At 55.7% G+C, this 18,036-nt stretch carries 10 protein-coding genes; 6 read left to right on the top strand and 4 right to left on the bottom strand.

Annotation, left to right across the window (positions count from 1 at the left end):
• The 3 genes from APH34_RS25600 to APH34_RS25610 all read right to left on the bottom strand — a co-directional run.
• On the bottom strand, window positions 1-1,431 hold a 1,431-nt coding region (locus APH34_RS25600), incomplete at its 3' end, for a hypothetical protein (RefSeq protein ID WP_054903491.1).
• Window positions 1,431-5,855 (bottom strand): ATP-binding protein, encoded by a 4,425-nt coding sequence (locus APH34_RS25605; protein WP_054903492.1) that lies wholly within the window; start codon window positions 5,853-5,855, stop codon window positions 1,431-1,433. The genes APH34_RS25605 and APH34_RS25600, both read right to left, overlap by 1 nt.
• Window positions 5,856-6,219: 364 nt before the next feature.
• The gene (locus tag APH34_RS25610) at window positions 6,220-7,683 is read right to left on the bottom strand and encodes a P-loop NTPase fold protein (protein ID WP_009395925.1); all 1,464 of its coding nucleotides are present in this window, start codon (window positions 7,681-7,683) and stop codon (window positions 6,220-6,222) included.
• 666 nt (window positions 7,684-8,349) lie between these two features.
• Between APH34_RS25610 and APH34_RS30460 the strand changes: the two genes are divergently transcribed.
• On the top strand, window positions 8,350-8,616 hold the full coding sequence (locus APH34_RS30460; protein WP_080604703.1) for an antitoxin Xre/MbcA/ParS toxin-binding domain-containing protein: 267 nt from the start codon (window positions 8,350-8,352) through the stop codon (window positions 8,614-8,616).
• 174 nt (window positions 8,617-8,790) lie between these two features.
• Here APH34_RS30460 and APH34_RS25615 read toward each other — a convergent pair whose 3' ends face one another.
• Entirely contained in the window at window positions 8,791-9,426 is a 636-nt protein-coding gene (locus APH34_RS25615; protein WP_054903493.1) for a DUF6088 family protein, read from the bottom strand.
• A gap of 691 nt (window positions 9,427-10,117) precedes the next feature.
• Between APH34_RS25615 and APH34_RS25620 the strand changes: the two genes are divergently transcribed.
• The 5 genes from APH34_RS25620 (at window position 10,118) to APH34_RS25640 (ending at window position 17,944) form a co-directional block, all read left to right on the top strand.
• Window positions 10,118-11,380 (top strand): TolC family protein, encoded by a 1,263-nt coding sequence (locus tag APH34_RS25620; protein ID WP_004574340.1) that lies wholly within the window; start codon window positions 10,118-10,120, stop codon window positions 11,378-11,380.
• The gene (locus APH34_RS25625; protein WP_004374629.1) at window positions 11,377-12,837 is read left to right on the top strand and encodes an efflux RND transporter periplasmic adaptor subunit; all 1,461 of its coding nucleotides are present in this window, start codon (window positions 11,377-11,379) and stop codon (window positions 12,835-12,837) included. Before APH34_RS25620 ends, APH34_RS25625 begins: the two co-directional genes overlap by 4 nt.
• Complete coding sequence (locus APH34_RS25630; RefSeq protein ID WP_004374632.1) at window positions 12,834-15,983, top strand: efflux RND transporter permease subunit; 3,150 nt, start codon at window positions 12,834-12,836, stop codon at window positions 15,981-15,983. Before APH34_RS25625 ends, APH34_RS25630 begins: the two co-directional genes overlap by 4 nt.
• Window positions 15,984-16,128: 145 nt before the next feature.
• Window positions 16,129-16,461, top strand: coding sequence for a DUF2790 domain-containing protein (locus tag APH34_RS25635; protein WP_004574339.1), 333 nt, complete (start codon window positions 16,129-16,131; stop codon window positions 16,459-16,461).
• A 157-nt stretch (window positions 16,462-16,618) separates the two neighbouring features.
• Window positions 16,619-17,944 carry an OprD family porin gene (locus tag APH34_RS25640; RefSeq protein ID WP_009394815.1) on the top strand — a complete coding sequence of 442 codons (1,326 nt, stop codon included), beginning with the start codon at window positions 16,619-16,621 and terminating at the stop codon, window positions 17,942-17,944.
• Window positions 17,945-18,036 lie beyond the last annotated feature (92 nt).

The following is an 18,036-nucleotide window of genomic DNA, read 5'->3' on the forward strand; positions in this document are numbered from 1 at the left end:
GAACAATGCACCCATCGTTATGGTTTCATCGAAGCTGCCAAAGCTGTTGTGGCGGCTCAGAGTTCTGACCTTCCATAAGTAGATTGACCGCACTCCCGGAGTTTCAAAAATAGCGCCTTCGCGATACGAAGTTCCTCGGGAAATCAGAGCTGAACCACAGTGACCACCAAACTGCGTAGGTCGTGCCACTCCCCATCCAGCGTTCCAATAACAGAGACTCGCAACCACTTGCTCACGATCCTTGATCACCAACCTGCCATGATGGGGTGAAAGTTCTGCCCCGTCTTTGCCTGGCAGTGTCGGCATCATCAAGCGCTCGGGGTACAAATCGTGTTGAAGGTATCCGATACGATCGAAGTCGAGCGGCGCTGAAAGCGGCCATGCTTTGCTTTCGCCGTCAAGGATACTGTTGAAGCCACCGGGAAGCGACAACAAGGTCGACACACCCAAGGGCTCAAGAGCGGAGCTACGAATTCCTGGTCGGTAATGCCAATAATCATCTAGATGTAAAGCCAAGTCCTCATCCGCAATACTGCTGCCAACAGCCTGTGACCATCGAACACAAGAGACCTCTACGCACCGCTCCCTCGATATCACTATAGGAGAGGCGAAAGCGATCAGCTCGCCACCTTCTTCTGCTTTGACCTGCATAAGCATTTCTTGTAAAGACGCTTGAATCAATGCACTGTCGCCCTCAAAGTCTGTCGCCTGAGGAAACCACTGTGGCCGTTGCGGGGTGAGAAAGGCTAATGTCGGATGGATTGGTAATGCCAGCAAAGCTCTATCCACTGCGGATGGCATGGGTATTCCCCAACACTCAGTCGCGACCGCAATAGTTCGGAGATAGGCGGAGATGGAGCGAAGTGCTGTACGCGAAGAAAGGTGCCCTACAAACCCCTCTCCTAGTGGGCGGATGAAGTGCCCGAGGTTTCCTTGGAATGGTGCCTCTGGGTACACAGAGTGGTTTAACGTCCACTCAAACGCCATTTGTTGAAGAAACGGCAGGCCAGTTTGGTATTCAAGATTAATCATTGTAGTTCTGAATATCCGCGGCAAATCAGAACCTTGTACATCCTCAAAATCTTGGGGGATATCGAAGTCGACCGGCACCTCAATTAGGTTCGAATCTCCAAGGGGTTTGCAAACACCTAGACTGTCCAGAAGTAAGTCCGCAAGAATGGATGATCGCTGGATACTTTCGCCAAGTTGCGCAGGCGCCTTGTAACCATTGCTTCTTGCTGCAATCCAGAATATGCAGAGGATCTCGATTACTTCTGCCTCCAGCCGACAGGATTTCAATAGCTGGATCAATGCTGCCTCAGCTTCCGCTGTTGATCTCCCCAAGCACGCGGCCAGCTCTTGCATAGCCCACCATCTGGCAGTTGTAGACGGCCAGCCTAGCCTGGCAATCAGAATTCGAAGCTCGTCCATTAATGCTCCACCGATGTAGAAGTTGTTAATGCCGACGCCCATCGCGGGGGTTCTAGCGGTAGGGTACGGGTGTCGTCAATAACGCAATTGACCATCATCTCGGCGAAAGCGACTGCCTCCGCAATCCGGTTCTGTCGCGCGTAGAAGTAAACCATCAATTCTGAAGGTGCCACACGAGACGTTTCTGGATTGCCAAACATGCTGTAGGTCGTCTCCGCTACAAAATCGTCGCAGCGCCGCGGATAACGTCTTGCGACGAGCTCCAACCTAGACAAGGTTCTCTCCTCAGGTTCAACGAAGCCTGACCATGCGCCGTTCCGGATGTGTGCTTGCACAAGATACTTCCATGCTGAATTTAAGCCACTCAGCTTTCGTCGTGTCTCAAAGGCCAGATCCGACAGCGCAAAAACTCCGCGTCGGCGCCCTTCGTCAGATAGCAGTAAATCGTCGAGGGCAATCAGCAATTGCTGACCTTGACCAGCCTTCTCCCAGTGCTGGTACCAAGCACGAAGAACACGCTCTTGCTCGTGGTAGCTAGAACTGAGGCTATCGAGCAAGTCATCGAGTCTTGCCGGCTCGTACTTTGTGAAATCGTCCGTGTAGGGTTTGCTTTCTGTTTTGCTCCCAACCATTTCTGGTCGCATCAGAGAACCAAGGTCCCAGCCAGCGTGCTGTTCCAACACGGTAAGCCGTTCTACAGCGGTAGTTATGCCTTCTTGGTCAAGCTGTTTGATTGCCTGAGATATTTCAGGGTGGAGTCCGGTTCGCAGCACCGCATCCAAAGGCCAACTGTTTCTGATGCCCTCCATGATGTATTCCTTGAGACTATCCTCAGCCAGCGACCAGTCTCCAGCATGAATGTGCTCTTCGTACTTGATGACCAGTGCTGAAGGCTGCAGCTTAGCTAACAGGCGATCAGCAGAACTAAGAACATGCCTCGTGCCCTTCCCGTCGGTGTAATCCAATACATGATGGACTTGCGGTGCAACGAGGCTGAGTAGGCGGCGCGCGTCGTCCTGGGCAACATCCGCCAAGTAGCGGATAGCGTCCAAGGTGTTGTTGAGGGTGGGGTCTTTCCGATGTGCATAGCCAGTAGTCAACTCCCACGTCTGCTTGCACAACTCACGGGCACTGGAGATTACCCCATGCCGTAGTGCAATCGCGCACAATTCCAGAGGTGTTTGAAGATGAACGCTTGTCTCATGGCGCACTTCTGCATCGAGCACTTGGCGTTGATCCTGAACAAATGCCGCTGCCGCATCGGCATCCATCGTTGTAAGCAGCCCCGCCGCGTAATCTGTACGAAATGATCCACTTTCGAACCAAGCACACCGAGAGGCCTCAGTTAGCGTGGAGTGGGTCAGGGATACATTGATGCCTGATCCGTCCAGAAGTACGCTAACTGTACGAATATCGCACGCGACTTGGTGCAATGCCCTTCGAAAATCCTCAGCTGCAGCAGTCTCATGATAATCTTGCTTCAAAAACTTGAACTCAACGGTCTCAAGCCGCTTGTACAGTTCATGGAAATCTACAAACTGCCCCTCCCACCACAACTGCGCAATCTCATCTGCAACCAGAGCGAGCTCGCTGAGGAATGCAGTAATGTTCGTTCTGTCTTTGAACACTAGGGCCGGGATGAACTCAAAAGCGGTAGCACCGGCCGCGAGCATGCTTAGGCCCAGGTGAACTGAGGAGAAAAACCAGTGGTGGACCAGCCTCGCCAAGTTGTCTTTATGCTCGTAATACTCCCCACTAAGCCATTTGATGGGAATAGGCTTGATCAATAGGCTGGCTGTGCGTGTCCAAGCTACTTCCAAAGTTGCAACCAAAGGCGTCTTGCTCAGGCAATGAAAATCCGTGCGCTCGAGGATACTCGCTCCTGCACCTGCAGCAGCGCGAACACAGGCGTCGCTGACGAGATCCTTGCTGTGGTTGTCCGGAAGAAGGGCTGCCACCTGCATCAACTCGTCCAAATTGGCTTTTTCAACCAAAAGCTGAACCCGCGGCAACCAGACAATGGGAGTGTTTTCCGTTACAAGCCGAGCCAGCGAGTCGGCAGTGGCTCCAATAATGCCAAGCCGTGCGAACATATCTACCAAGAACTTGAACTCGTCTGCGCCGCTGGTGGAGGAATAACGATTAGAGAATCGACTCAATCCTCTGAACCGGCGAAACGCTTCCTCCGCGCATATCTCTGCCTGAACCGGGTCACCCCGGGTTTGCAGCGCCAAGCCGAGCGCCGCAAGATGTAGAACATCCGCTTCGTGCCTAGAAGCAACAGCTTCACGCACTACACTCTCCTCCCCGGTCAGAGCCAAGGTGTAGGAGATTAGGCGCGCGATGTCGTCGCCCTGCATCTGGTACTGACTGCCGCCCACCATGCGATCTTTCAGGTGCGCCAATCTATAAGATTCGGCGAATTGCTTCGTCGTCAAGGCGGCTATCAGTGCATCGGACAACAACATGTCAAAGAGCGACTCCGGGTATCCCTCCTCCAACCGCGACATGATCCAGTCACGTGTGAGGCCGCTGATAAGATTTTGGGGGGCACCTAATCGAGCCTGGACTGTCCAAAGCCAGTTGACACGCAGAGAGTTGGGGGCATCGCTCTCCAGCCAACTCGCCACTATCGGCATTAACTCAGTAATGCGAAGCATGTAGTCCGTAGTCGACCGTACAAAAACGGCCAAGCTTTCGTGAAAGACTTTCAAGCCAGCTGGAGAGGAGTGAAGCAAATGCCCGACTTTAGGGACGTCAGGTTCTGCTGAACCTACTCTACGGGCGATCTCAACAAAGGCGGTTTTAGGCCAAAAAAATGGAAAAGCACAAACTAGCCTCAACGTATCCTTCAGGCTAGGAGGAAGCCGTTCCCACAGCGATGCGTAATAAAATCTCGCATCGCGACCGAGATCTCCTTTTAGCTGGTCTACGTCGCTCTTGGAAAGCATGCCGCCCGCGTGTTCAAGCTCGGCAACGGCGTAGATTACATGCAGCGGATGGCCATTGGTTTTCGTCCGAAGCGCGGATGCGGCTTCTTGTAGTTGTCGCTCAATCTCGTGCTCATCATCAAAACCAGTTGCGAGCCTCCCTTCCTGATACACCTTCCGCAGGTGCGAAAGGACAGCATTCTCAGACATCGCGGGTAGCGTACGCCATTCCTCCTTGGGCACATAAGCGAGCAGATCTGTCGGCAACTGGGCGTCGTCGACGGGCTGGGTACCAACAAGCAGCACCATGTTCTCAGGACAGGGTATTACTTGAGAAAAAAGGTCATCCAGAGGCCGCTTATCTTCAGCGTTGTCGCGCCATACATGATCCAGCCCGTCGAGGACAACAACGAATGGCTTTCCAAGATCCTTGTAGTATGTGGCGCAGGCCTCCAGGATTGAGCGCAGATCACCTCCTCCAAACGATACGTCAGGATGGAATCGCTTCACTTGATCTTCAATCGATTGCACCACCGCATAGCTGTTGACTCGGTCACGCCCTCGCTCAGTGACAGAAAGGAAGTAATGATGCCTAACCGTAGGTATCCCCTGCTCAGCGAGGGCGTCACACAAGGCGCTCAAGTAAGTGCTTTTCCCCCGACCTGGAGGCCCAGTTAGCACCATCGCCTGCCCCGTAGTCGAAACGGCATCACGGAGAAAAGCTTCGTGAAATGTCTCATCGGGGACTTCGTAGCCCTCGGGCACGACGAAGTCTTCTGGTAACGGAGTAGGTGGCGTGGAGCGAAGGATCGCCTGTATTTGCTCTAACTTTATCCAACCGTCCGGAGGCGGAGAATTCAGTCGAGTTGCCCAATTCAGAGCAAGATTTTTAAGAGTGGCAATACCTTCGCCAGTACCGTGCTTACGCAAGCGCGCATCTATCTCGTGTTCAAGGTTGTCGAACCCTTTGTCACTATGTATGACCTGAAGATGACTGAAAAATGCCTCGCACTCCTGCTCGCCCCCCAGAGCAGCGACGATCTGAGAGCGTCTGGGTTCTGGAATTTTGATGAATGCAATCCGACCGTGCTCCAAGCAAGATTCGATTTCTGCGTCTGGACGGCGATTGGTCGTGAGTGAAAGCACGCCAATTCTGGCCGGGTCCAACGCCTGAAAGGCATCAAACCACTTCCGCAACATAGATCGAGCTTTCTCAGTCTTACCGGTTTTCTCCAAAAGCCAGCTCCAACACAGCGGATGGGCATCTGAATCTGGAGTAAACTTGACCTGTTGCAGATCAAACAGGCCGTCGGCGCGCTCCACCACGATGTCATCCAGTCCTTTAGGGGCCACTACCTCCTCATCACATTCAAACTTCACACGAGTGTAGCGAGCTGGGGCATCAAGCCAGTCACAAAGGACCCTGATCCCTTGTCGGGTCTGATAGATGTAGCCTGATGCTGTGATGGCGGTGTTCTTGATACCTTCAGACATGGAGCAACTCACTGGTTTGCCTGGTTATGGTCGGTCACGAGCTAGACATCAGCACTGGCTTATTCTGCTCAACGTGGCGATTTGTTTAAAGTACCTGCTTTTGGCTCCCTGGGCAGCGTGTAAGCCACCCATCTATCCATGGAACCGATGCGACTGATGATGCCCTTGTCCTTAATGATAAGCGAATGCAAAGACGCAACGTGAAGCACGTTGGTCCGCCCTACATTTCCAAGAGTGGCCTAGTACGCGACATTGAGTCTGAGCAATCAGGAGGTGGCATACGAGCGTGACCGTGATGAGCGATTGTCATAAGATAACGCTTTCCCCACGGATGCCGTTAGACACCCATGGGTTCAGCGAGGAGTTATGAAAAATTAATTTCTCCGGCTAGTTCGATTCGATTGAAGACCACCGTGCTTATACCTCTACGCCCCCTGAACTCACGATCATCAGTGGCAAACTCCAAAACCGCCTTAATTGCGCGCTGGAATTCTGATGGATATGAAGTTTTTTCCATTTCCGCGACTTGACCATGCCATTCTTTCCAGGGAGCTAGTATTCTTTCCACACCTTCTTTTGACTGCGAGTCCATAGCCGGCCTTAGCAGATAACCAAACATGACCGCGATCCGATGCTCAAATGTGCCCTGTCCGATTCGACTGCCCGCCAAAAACTCAATCACTTCATTCGCACAAAATGGATCTTTTGAATATCGATTGTAGAGTGCCGGTGCCTCTTGCCTCAGCACTAGAAGCGGTATCATGATCGACTCATCAAGGTAATGATTGGCAGGAATGCTACGAAATATTAATTTAAGCCTTCCAACCAACTGATTAACATCACGAGGTGTGTACTCAAAGCGAGACGCCAAATACGCCATCAGCTCAATGATATGCTCATGATCATACTGTCCATCTCGGCGCGACTTAAAATAACTTTCAATTTCCGGCTCATGCAACCTTACCGAGATATATTCCTTTATGGAAGGCGTCCGCAGATGGTAGTCAACGTCTATAAAGCGCTTTAAATAATGAGCCCCATTGAACGACGAACCATAGACACCCTGAATACTCTTACCTAACTGATCGCGATTCATTGAAATTATGAAAATAATGCGATCGAGATCAAAAAGATGCTTCACACGCTCTAAAGTCTCGATCGCATAGTTAGGTCGACACCTATCAAGCTCATCAATAAATATCACGAGGTTTTTTTGGCCGTCAGGCAACCCCTCCAAAGCGATAGAAAGCTGCTTCTTAAACTGTTCAAGTGATTTCTGTTTAACATTAAATCTATCAACAACATCACCAACAGCGGCTCCGACTACATCGGCCGCCAGCTTCTCAATTTCTTTGTCTATGTCTAGCAGACCAAATGAAGCGGCCTTAGCCGCAGCGACAGCTGTCGACTTAAGTATGCCAGGCACCACCTTCTTCGCTTTACTCCAGGCAGCTTTCGCTTTGGATTCATCTAGCTCAGCTGAAATCCATTTATCCAGCGTTGAAATCAGAGGCAAAAGAGGGTCTTCGGCGAAATCACTCTCCCACGCATTTAAATATAAATTAGCCACATTAATCGTTCGGAGATATTCTGACCAAAGCCTAACGAAGGTTGTTTTTCCCGCACCCCACGGAGCATCCAAGCAAATAACAAGCGGGGCTTGCGCATTAACCAAGAGCGGCGTCAGATTCTCAATCTCCTTTCGCCTTGAAAGCTTGTCCTCTCCGCTCGGCCAACCGCCATCTTCTATGTCTAGCTCTTTATACCTAACAGAAAAATTTTTGTTTGCATCCGTACTACCCTGCTCCATCTCGTCATCCTTAATCATACGAAACTCATAAGTTATGCTCACCCAGGCAAGATAACACCACTTCGATGGCCAGTGGCTACTAGCATCTAGAAAAGGGGCGCGATGCATGAGGTAAGCGGCCACATAGGTGCCGCCAGCAGTACCAGCATTTCGAGTCATCCAAGACGGCGCGCCGCTACCGACGGTAGATGTGCGTGCATTACCCAATCAGATTTGTGTGGGAGGATCTGTTGCGTTACAGCAAGGAGGCCAGTGCATTAGGCATGTCAGGCATCTCATAAGCAGAAGGCGACCTAGGTAGCTAGGCTAAGAAAGGGTGCCATCCATAAGCCGTACCGTCACAGCCAATACACGGGCATAGCTGTCATACCCATATTGAATGGAGCCCACTGCAGGAGCCGAGCTATTCTGGCTGGCGTAACCAGGGTTTACGAGGTCCTTTCAGTTGTAGCTGGTGCCCCCAGGCCCTACGGGCGGAGATATGCGATGAAGGGTCGACGGAAAATAAAGACTGACAGATGGCTTCTAAAGTCGACAATTGAAGACGGCGCACGAGAGATTCTGCTTGCTCGGTCTGAGAAACAAGGAAGATTGCTCGACATTGCCGCGCAAAGCGGCAAAAAAATGGAGCCCGCTGGGCGACTGTGTGGCTGAAAGGCAGGATTCACCTTTAAGGGGTGCAACATGAACAAAACTGAAATAATCGCGTTTTGCCCCATTGCACCATTGGGTTGCTGGAGCCTCGTCCATCGGTGTTTCGTTGGAAGGTGCCAGCAGGCATTAGCACTAGCTACTCATGTGCTTGGATCTCGAACGCTTGCCGTACTCTGGCTATACAAGCCCGCCATCGGACTAGCACATCAAGTACCTTGCAGCATACTGACGACCAGATCGGGCTACGAGCAAGTGAGCACGCTTTTGGGGCGAATTGATCATTGTGTATACCTTTAACGCCTTCAGCCCAGGGCAGACGCGCAATGAGCTGTTCTATGGCGCCGACTCGTCCGGCGGCAGCCTATAGCCTTAACCAAGGGAATCAATGGATTGAGCTCAGTCATTTACAAATTTCAGCAATCGACACGTAGTGCACGTCCGCATCATTACGACATCAAACTCCCACACATGTCACACGCTTGCGGGGTACGTCGAGGTGCTATCTCGGCACGCATGATCCTTCGCGGATCTGGCCAAAGCCGACCGCATCCAGTCAGGCATTTTGCAGTCCATAAGCTGGTTGAATTCCTCAACGCTAAGTGAGTTGGCGATCTTGCTTAACGCCAGTTCAGTCAGCTCTGCTTTGCCAAGGTGCAGCAATGCCGTCAAGGCCACACCTACGTTGGTACCAGCCTGCTGGAGTCGTAACCGAGACACATGACGCAAGCGAACAACCGCGTTGCCTATCTTGATTTCGCGCGTCGATCCACTGGTGTAGTAAGTCGGTAAAACCTGCATCTGGGTGCTCAGACCCAAGCGTCGAACTGCTTCTGCGCCATGGATCTGGATAATCTCACCTTTTGCCTTGGCGACCGCCTCCATGACTGCCAGCGGATTAGCTCGAACCCTTCTGCCCGTGTATTGGCTGTGCTTAGGCCGCATGTAGACGCCGCGAGCAACGCGCTCTAGGAGGCCACTGAGCACCATCCGGGACAAAGCTTTAGCTACCGATGTACGGGAGCCCGCCTGAGCGAATACTGCCCCAACAAAAGGCTTGCCCTTGGGCATGCGCTTGATACGCCTCAATATGCATTCCGCGATAGTCATGCCAACTCCAATCAGGCCAGATGAGTTGTAGCCTTTTCTGAGACACCGAACGGCGAGTGATTATAGAATCCTCTTTGGCCTGAACTCTATCGCTTGCTCGATTGAAATCTCACCCGCTACAAAATCAGCTCCCCCTTTGAGATTAGACACTCTATTTGATCCAAATCAACGAAGTGCTGTTATCGTCAAAAGGAGCGCTCATGCCTCGAGGCAATCTGCTATAGTCGCCCTATAGCCCCGCTTGGTGAATTGCTGTGCGTCGGATTGGATTGATCCTGGTAATGATTGCTAGCCTCGTGCTGCCGACCTTCGGCGGTATGGCTTTCAGCATGCCGGCACAACCTTGCCCGATGCAGAGCGCCGATCATCAGGGCCATGCAACGGCCGATGCTCCGTGCTGCGAGCAAATGGACACGTCTGATGGGGTGGCCAATAAGTCTCCCTGCAAATCCGGCCAGGAATGCAAGACCGGAGGACTTCTCCAGACCAATGTGATCAAGAGCATATCCCCTCTTCCCTCACGCCCCGAAATATTGCTGACACAGTCGGTGATTAAGCGAGAGCCAGCAGGACTCTGGCGCCCTCCTCGTTTCGTCTAATGCAGTGATCATCCCGCGCCTTACAGTCAGGCGCATCGTCGCGGCCACGTTTCGTAGCTGCGACCTCGATCAATCGCATTGGAGGCGAAAGCATGTCCGCTTTCCTTTTTCCACGCCGTGGCTATCTCGGTGTGTTGGCTGCCGCATTCTGGGCAGCTCCCTGGCTTGCCGCGCAGGCGCAGCCCCTAACCTTCGAACGAGCCCAAGCTCTGGCCGAGCAGAGTGCCCCTGAGAACCTCGCGCGCCAGGCGCAGGTGGCTTCGGCACAACAGGCTGTAGGGCCCGCAGACGCCCTGCCCGATCCCAAGCTGATTCTAGGCATCGACAACCTGCCGATCGAAGGCCCTGACCGTTACACACTTAATCGTGACTCCATGACCATGCGCCGCATTGGGCTCATGCAGGAAGTCCCCAACAGTGACAAGCGTCAGGCTCGGCGCCAGGTGGCCGAGGCTTCAGTTGTCCGAGCCGAGGCCGAGCAGCGTGCCATGCAGTTGGAGATCAAGCGCCAGACAGCAGTGAGCTGGCTGGACGTGTACTACGCCGAACGCAGTGTTGGCCTCTTCGATCAACTGGACCGTCAGATCGAGATGCTCCGCTCGACCGTGCAATCGCTGATTGCCGGCGGTAGTGCTCAGCCTGGCGAGCTGTTGCAGGCCGACCAGGAAGCTTTGGCGTTACAAGATCGGCGAGATGAACTGAATCGCGATGTGGCAGTAGCTCGTGCCAAGCTGCGCCGCTGGATAGGCAACGAGGCTGACCAGCCTTTGCAAGGAGGTGTTCCCAATCTGAACCTGGTGGTACCGCACCTGCAGCAACGCATTGCCTCACACCCTGAGTTGCGCGCTGCCTCCGCCCGAGTCGGCGAGGCTAGCGCCGAGCTGAACGAGGCCATCGCCGAGAAGACCCCCGACTGGGGTGTTGAGTTTGCCTACAACAATCGCGACAACCAATTCGGCGATATGGTGATGGTGCAATTTACCTTCGACCTGCCGTTGTTCGTAGGCACACGTCAGGGGCCCAAGATCAACGCCAGACAACAAAGCGTGTCGCAGATGGAAGCCGAGCAGGAAGCATTACTGCGCGCCCATCAGGCTGAGCTGGAAGGCGGTATTGCCGAGCTTGAGCAACTGCGCAGGACCTTGTCACGCACCGAAAAAACCTTGATCCCGCTTGCAAGCAAACGTGCCGATCTCGAACTTGCCGCTTACCAGGCCGGCAACAGCCAGCTGACATCCGTCCTCACCGCCCAGCGCGACCTGATCGAGGCTCAGCTACGGCAGATTGAACAGCAGCGCAAGCTGAGCCAGCTCTCCGCAAGCCTGTACTACGCCTATGTGGAGGGACTGAAATGAAGATATCGGCATTTGGTTTTGCGGTCGCCTTGCTGGCCGTGGGCATTGGCGCGGCGGGCGGTGGCTACTGGCTGGCCCAGCGGCAAGCCAAACACGAGATCCTGCCTAGCTCCGCACCGACGGACGAGCGCAAGGTGCTCTATTGGTACGACCCGATGCAGCCTGAGCAGCGCTTCGATAAGCCGGGCAAGTCACCTTTCATGGATATGGAACTTGTCCCTAAATACGCAGGATCCGAGCAGGATCCGTCTGTCCTGAGCATCCCCGCTCAAGCCGTGCAGAACCTCGGAATGCGAACCTCGATGGTGATCCGAGGTGTACTGCCCTCGGATATCGAGGCGGTGGGTTCCCTGGCCTATAACCAGCGAGAAGTGGCGAACCTCCAGGCCCGCGCCGGCGGATTCGTCGAGCGGGTTTACGGTCGCGCCCCGGGCGATGTGCTGCCTGCCGGAGCCCCCCTGGTCGACCTGCTGATTCCCGAATGGTCCGCCGCGCAGTTGGAGTTCCTGGCGGTACTGCGTACCGCTGACACTCGCTTGATAAGTGCGGCCCAAGAGCGCCTGCGCCTGCTTGGCATGCCTCAAACGTTGATCGAGCAGGTCCGCCGCAGCGGCAGACCACGGGCGGTGCAAACCCTCACCACACCTATCAGCGGCGAGCTCCAAGCCTTGCAGGTACGCGCCGGGATGACCGTCGAAGCCGGGCAGGATCTGGCGTTGATTAACGGGCTATCCAGTGTCTGGCTCGATGCGGCGATACCCGAGGCCATGGCCGGAAGTATCCAGGTCGGGGACGAGATCCGCGCCAACCTGACGGCCTTTCCTGATCGACCGCTGCTGGGCCGCGTCATAGCCTTGCTGCCGAGTGCCGATCCGCAAACACGCACGCTCACGGTACGCAGCGAGCTACCCAACCCTGCCGGTAAGTTGCGCCCCGGCATGTTCGCCGCCGTACGCCTGAACAGTGCCGTCGAACAATCCACGCTTCTTGTGCCGAGTGAAGCCGTGATTCGCACCGGGAAGCGTGCGTTGGTGATGCTGGTAGAAGGCGATGGGCGCTACCGCCCCCTGGAAATAACCTTGGGCCGCGAGGCTGATGGGCGTCTGGAGGTGTTGTCCGGTCTTGAGGAGGGTCAGGCGGTCGTTACCTCCGGCCAGTTCCTCATCGATTCGGAGGCCAGCCTACAGGGTGTCATGGCCAGCCATGCCGAGCAGGACAATAAGAAGGAACTACATGAGGCCCATGGTGTGATTCGTGCTCTGGACGCGGAGTCAGTCACCCTGGAGCACGGGCCCTTCGAGAGCCTGAATATGCCAGGTATGACCATGGCTTTTCCATTGGTCAGCTCAGAAGTAGCTGTGGGACTTAAGCCAGGAGATCACGTACGTATCGGCGCCCGCCAGAAAAACTCCGGCCTGATGATCGAGCAGCTCAGCAAGGAAGGAGACCAGCCATGATCGCACGCCTGATCCACTGGTCTATCGGCAATCGCTTTCTGGTGCTGCTGGCGACCCTGTTCATCACCGCCCTGGGCATCTGGTCGCTGCGCAACACGCCGTTGGATGCACTGCCGGATCTGTCCGACACCCAGGTCATCATCCGCACAAGCTTCCCCGGGCAGGCACCGCAGATTGTCGAGAACCAGGTGACCTACCCGCTGGCCACCACCATGCTCTCGGTGCCGGGGGCGAAGACAGTGCGCGGCTACTCGTTCTTCGGCGACTCCTTCGTTTATGTGCTGTTCGAGGACGATACCGACCTCTACTGGGCACGCTCGCGGGTGCTGGAGTACCTCAACCAGGCGCAGGAACGCCTGCCCGAGGGTGTTACCACCACCCTTGGGCCGGATGCCACCGGCGTGGGCTGGATCTACCAGTACGCCTTGGTCGACCGCAGCGGCCAGCATGATCTTGCCCAGCTGCGGGCACTGCAGGACTGGTTCCTTAAGTACGAACTCAAGGGCCTGCCCAACGTAGCCGAAGTGGCCACCCTCGGCGGCATGGTCAAGCAATACCAAGTGCTGCTCGATCCCCAGAAGCTGGTGGCTTATGGGGTAACTCAGCAGGAGGTCGAAGCGGCGCTGAAGAGCGCCAATCAGGAAACCGGCGGCGCCATCCTGGAGCTGGCAGAGCGCGAGTACATGGTCCGGGCTTCAGGCTATCTAGAGAGCCTGGCGGATTTCCGCAATGTGCCGCTGCGGGCTTCGGCCAGCGGAGTTCCGGTGCTGCTGGGTCAGGTGGCCACCATTCAGCTGGGGCCAGAGATGCGTCGTGGCATTGCCGAGCTGGATGGCCAGGGTGAAGTTGTAGGTGGCGTGGTCATCTTGCGCTCCGGAAAGAATGCCCGCGATACCATCGCCGCGGTGAAGACCAAGCTGGACAGCCTGAAGGGCAGCTTGCCGGCCGGCGTCGAGGTGGTCACCACCTATGACCGTTCGCAATTGATCGACCGCGCCATCGATAACCTCAGCTACAAGCTGCTGGAAGAGTTCGCGGTGGTTGCCCTGGTTTGCCTGATCTTCCTCTGGCACCTGCGCTCGTCGCTGGTCGCGATCATCACCCTACCCCTGGGCATCCTGATGGCCTTCATCGTCATGCGCTACCAGGGCGTCAATGCCAACATCATGTCGCTCGGCGGGATCGCAATCGCCATCGGCGCCATGGTCGATGCCGCCGTGGTGATGATCGAGAACGCGCACAAGCACATCGAGGCCTGGAAGGCTCGACACCCCGGTGAACCGCTTCAGGGCGAGGCGCACTGGCGGGTGATCGGCGAAGCTGCGGCCGAGGTCGGGCCGGCGCTGTTCTTCAGCCTTTTGATCATCACCCTGTCTTTCCTCCCGGTCTTCACCCTGGAGGCCCAGGAGGGTCGCCTGTTTGGCCCGCTGGCATTCACCAAGACCTATGCCATGGCTGCCGCTGCTGGCCTCTCGATCACCTTGGTACCGGTGCTGATGGGCTATTGGATTCGTGGGCATATCCCCAGCGAACAACAGAACCCCTTGAATCGTTGGCTGATCGGTGCATACCGGCCGGTGCTGGAGTGGGTGCTGGCTTGGCCTAAGGTGACCCTAGCGCTGGCCTTGCTAGTGTTTTTGTCCAGTCTCTGGCCCCTCAGCAGACTCGGAGGAGAGTTTCTACCGCCGATGGACGAGGGCGACCTGTTGTACATGCCATCAGCCCTGCCCGGCTTGCCGGCCAGCAAGGCCACCCAGCTGCTGCAGCAAACCAACCGGATGATCCTCACGGTGCCCGAAGTGGCACGGGTATTCGGCAAGGCCGGGCGAGCAGAGACCGCCACCGATCCAGCACCGCTGGAAATGTTCGAGACCACGGTGCAGTTCAAACCACGCGATCAATGGCGCGCGGGGATGACACCCGAAAAGCTGATCGAGGAACTGGATCGCGCGGTAAAAGTTCCGGGGCTGTCCAATATCTGGGTGCCGCCCATCCGCAACCGCATCGACATGCTGGCGACGGGGATCAAGAGCCCCATTGGGGTGAAAGTGTCCGGAACCTCCTTGGTCGACATCGAGCGCATAACGCGCGATATCGAGGCCGTGGCCAAAGAGGTGCCTGGGGTGAGTTCGGCCTTGGCAGAACGCCTTACTGGCGGCCGTTACGTGGACATCCAGATCGATCGACTGGCCGCGGCGCGCTATGGCCTGAGCATCGCCGATGTGCAGGCGGTGGTATCGGGCGCCATCGGCGGCAGCAATATTGGTGAGACGGTTGAAGGACTGGCCCGCTTCCCGATCAACCTGCGCTATCCCAAGGAGTGGCGAGACAGTCCGCAGGCACTACGGCGTATGCCGATCCTCACGCAAGCCGGCCAGCAGATCACCTTGGGCACCGTCGCCCAGGTTAGTCTGACCGAAGGGCCGCCAATGCTGCGCAGCGAGAACGGGCGTCTGTCCGGTTGGGTCTATGTCGATGTCCGTGGGCGCGACCTGGCATCGACCGTGCGCGAGTTGCAGCAACGCGTAGCTGAGCAGGTACAACTCGATGCTGGCATGACCGTCTCCTACTCCGGTCAGTTCGAGTTCCTGGAGCGCGCCAATGCACGGCTGGCCTGGGTGGTACCGGCGACCTTGTTGATCATCTTCGTGCTGCTTTACCTGACCTTCAGCCGCTTCGGTGAGGCCCTACTGATCATGGCAACCCTGCCCTTCGCCCTATCGGGCGGCATCTGGCTGCTCTACTGGTTCGGCTTCAACCTGTCGGTTGCCACTGGGGTCGGCTTTATCGCCTTGGCCGGCGTCTCGGCGGAATTTGGGGTGATCATGCTGCTGTACCTGAAGAATGCCTGGCATGCACGTATGGATGCCGGGCGCAGCGGTGACCCGGCACTACTGGAGGCAATTCGTGAAGGCGCAGTGCTGCGCGTGCGGCCCAAGGTGATGACGGTGGCCGTGATCATCGCCGGCCTGTTGCCAATCCTCTGGGGCGGAGGTGCCGGATCTGAAGTGATGAAGCGCATCGCCGCGCCCATGGTCGGCGGCATGATTACCGCGCCGCTGATGTCCATGTTGGTTTTGCCGGCCGCGTACTGGCTGATGCGAAGGCAGCGTACACAGAAGGTTCGCGCACCGCAGGAGCTATAGCTTTACAAACCCGGGCAAGCCACGCGCCAAGCTGACTCGCCCGGGTAACGCGGCAGGAAGCATTACGGCGATGTAACTTTGACTTCATTTTTATGACAGGTTGAGCGGATATATTTTAATCACCACCTTGAAGGAGTGATTAAACATGAAAAGCCTCAAAGTTATTGCAGCCCTTGCCGCTATGGTTGTTTCCTCTGCCACTCTGGCAGAAGGCGGCGCTGATCGTGTTTATGGTCGGATGATTCAGGCCAATGAGCAGGCCATGCAAGAGTATGCTGCCGCTAACGGAAAGAATCCGCCTGAAGTTATTCATTACCGCTACGGCATGAAACTCGATATCGCCAGGGTCGTGGCCACTACCCCGACGGACTCTAGCTGCGGTGTGATGCCGGCCCAGATGACCTACGAGGACTCCAATGGCGATCTGAATATTCTTGAATACCGGGCAGCCGGGACAGGTTGCCGTAATCAAAACTAGATAAATGACATCGCGCTGACTGAAATGTAATTTCCAAGTCACCCTGACGTTATTTGGCATGTGGAAATATGACCAAGGCGTGCCTGGCTATGCCCGGCGCGCTTGGCACATATATGCGACCACACAATGACAACTGCCAATAACATCAGGAGCATTTATGAATAACAGAACCCTGTTAGGACTTTCTCTGCTCACTCTGAGCGTCAGTACCGGGCAAGCTGCGATGGCCGCCGGCGAGAAAGGCGAGGGATTTATCGAAGGCAGCAGCCTGACCATTCTCAATCGAAATCTCTACTTCAACCGCGATTTCCGTAAAGGCCAGTCCAGCAGCTCGGGTAATGGCTATTCGGAAGAGTGGGCGCATGGCGTGATAGGCAGATTCGAGTCTGGTTTCACCGAGGGCACCATAGGCTTTGGTGTCGATGCCTTTGCCATGCTAGGGCTCAAGCTTGACACCGGCGACGGCCGTTCTGGAGCAGGCGGCTCAGTCGACGTGATGCCTTACAACAGCCTCGGGCAGGCTGAGGACAACTACTCAAAACTGGGGGGCGCGGTGAAAACTCGGTTCATGGATACCGAGATCAAGGTAGGCGACGTCTTTCCTGTCAGCCCTGTCGTCCAATACGGTGATGCGCGGCTTTTACCGGAGAGTTTCCGAGGTATCACCGTGCTCAACAGCAGCGTGGAAGGACTGTCGCTTCAAGGCGGTCGCCTCCACTCGATGAGCCAACCCAATACCAGCAGCATGCGCGACGGCTTCGCTACCTTCTACGCAGGCGAAGTGGACTCGCCATGGATCGCCTATTTCGGTGGTGATTACACGCTTAATGACAACGTCGGCTTTAGTCTCTACACCAGCCGCCTCAAGGATGCCTGGAATCAATATTACGCGGGCACCACGCTGAGCTACCCGCTTGCGGACGATGTCGCCTTGATCGGCGGGCTGAACTACTACAAGGCGGTCGATGAAGGGAAGCAGCTCCTCGGGAGCTTCGATAACAACATCTGGAGCGGCAAGGTCGGCATCCAATTCGGCGCTCACACAGTACTGGTGGGTCTCCAGCGCAACAATGGCGATGATGACTTCGATTACTTGCGCCAATCGGACTCCATCTACCTCGACAACTCCATCCAGTACAGCGACTTCAACTCGCCGAAGGAGAAGTCATGGCAAGTGCGCTACGACCTGGATATGGAGTCTTTCGGTGTGCCTGGGTTGAGCTTCATGACTCGATATGCCCAGGGCTGGGATGCCGACTACAGCAAGGCCAACGAAGTCTATATGCGCCGTGATGACAACGGCGATCCGTTGACCAACCAGAAGCGCTGGGAGCGGGACATCGAGGCCAAGTACGTTGTGCAGACTGGATCACTGAAGGATATGTCTTTCCGTGTTCGCCAAATGACCACTCGCGCGACCGATTACGAGTCGGATCTGGATGAAGTCCGCCTGATTGTCGAGTACCCGCTGGAAGTTCTCTAACCCTGGCAAGCGGGCGGGTTGATTGCCCGCTCGCGCCTTGGTCCTGCTGTCCCCTCGTAGTGCTCCTTTGGTTTGGAGACAGCCCTTGGCGC

This window comes from Pseudomonas sp. NBRC 111131 (genome assembly GCF_001320525.1).
Classification (GTDB): Bacteria; Pseudomonadota; Gammaproteobacteria; order Pseudomonadales; family Pseudomonadaceae; genus Aquipseudomonas; species Aquipseudomonas ceruminis.